Genomic DNA, 1,744 nt, shown 5'->3' on the forward strand with positions numbered 1-1,744 from the left:
TCTGATCTCCCCCGCGTTGTCCGGCTCGTTGTCGGCCGGGCATGTGAAAGAGATTCCAGGGCGCACGGTGCACCACCAGTGCCCACCCGGGTGCCGTCCGGTTGCGCGGGATCCGGCCCACGTCGGTGTGCCCTTGAATCGACGGGGACACGGCCTACTTGAGGAATGCGACCCACAAATGGCCCGCGCCCGTGGCGATCCAGCGGCGACGATGCGGACCCGCGTGCTCTTGGCGAGCTCCGCTGATCAGTACGACACGCAGGCACTGGCCGCTGGCCTTCCGCATGCCTCAGATGGAATCGCGGCGGTTCAGGCGGAATCGGCAGCCGGTGTGACTTCGACAGCGTTCAGCTCGCCCCGCCTCCACCAGGCTCACCGGCAAGCCGTCACGGTTGCTGGCCGCTCGGACCCGCCCGGCCGGGTCGCTGCTGTGGTCGCTCGCATGTTCCGGCACCCTCCCCGCCGGGCGTAGTCGGCCCAGGGGCAATTGACCCACGCGAATTCGTCACCGGGAACGCGGTGTGGTCGTTCGGTGTGCAGGGAGCGGGCGTGGCCGCGTGTGCTACGGCAAGCCACCAGAATGTATCGATGTCACCTGCGGTTCAGAGGGGACACGACGGCTTTGGATCGGGGCGCCTCGGACGGCCGGATGAGTCGGTGCGGGTGGGGATTACCTGGTGGTCTTGCCCGGGAAACGCTTGCCGATCGCCCGGCGGTGGGCGGCGCGCGGAGCTGTCGCCGGTTCATCGGCGACCTGCGACCCGCGGTACCGGCGGGCGTCTTCCGCCACTGTCTCGTCGGCGTCGTTTTCCAGCGCCTGCCGGATGTGCGGCGGGGTGACGGCGGATGTGGCCATTGAGCGCCGGACTTCCACCGAGCGGTCCCCCAGCATGGACTGCAGGTCCGCCTCGTCCAGCTTCACCGCTCGCACCAGCGCGGCGCGGACGTCGGGCGAGGAGTCCTGGGCCAAGATGTGCCGCTGTTCCTTGGTGGTCTGCTCGTTGATGGCGAGGCCCTTGCGTACCCGAACGGTGCGGTCTCGCAGCAGAGCCGAAATGATGTCCGGGTCGTGGGTATGGCTGGCGAGCCGCTCCCGGACCTCGGGAGAGGTGTCGTCGACGAGAATGGCTGCCAGGTCGGGCTCCAGCGCTCGCATTTCCGCGAGCAGGCCGCGCAGCTCCTTGTCATGTGCCTTCACCATGACCTGGCGTACCCGGGCGTCACATGCGGGATTGGTCGCAACCGCCCAGCGCACCCACCGGTCGGCGTCGCTGACGAGGCGCAGAAGGTTCCCCTGGGAGGTGGCTGGATTCTTGGCGACTGCTTCCCGGACTGTGCGGTCACGATCACGCGCGAGGGGTCGCAGCGCCTGTGCCGGAGCATCCGGGCGAGCCGCAACCGCCGCGCGAACTTGGGCCGACGGGTCGGAGGCCAGCTCGTACAGCGCTGCGTGGTCGGTGGTGTGGTCCTTTGCGAGGGAGACCCGCGCATCGATGTCGCCGGCTACGCGTTGATTTCCCATGGTCGGGATTCTCTCACGGTCTGCTCGCGTCTTCCTCGTCGGTGGAAGTGGGGGGAGTGGCCGTCGGTCGGCTACCAGTGCTCAATACAGGCAATGTAGGGCGGCATCCACGCTCCGGCAGGCCTTGCGCATCCGTACGGCAACCGCCCGCCGACCGCCGCCGCAACCGGCGGACGGCAGGCACCCCGGCGGCAACTCAGCACTCACGGCAAGGCACCTGAA

At 68.7% G+C, this 1,744-nt stretch carries 1 protein-coding gene; it reads right to left on the bottom strand.

What is annotated here, in order from left to right; translation table 11 throughout:
• Positions 1-670: 670 nt before the first annotated feature.
• Positions 671-1,522: a hypothetical protein gene (locus AB0368_RS38420; RefSeq protein ID WP_366158976.1), complete on the bottom strand. Its 852-nt coding sequence runs from the start codon at positions 1,520-1,522 to the stop codon at positions 671-673.
• Positions 1,523-1,744: the final 222 nt, after the last annotated feature.

The sequence above is a fragment of the Actinoplanes sp. NPDC051475 genome (assembly GCF_040689425.1).
Lineage (GTDB): Bacteria > Actinomycetota > Actinomycetes > Mycobacteriales > Micromonosporaceae > Actinoplanes.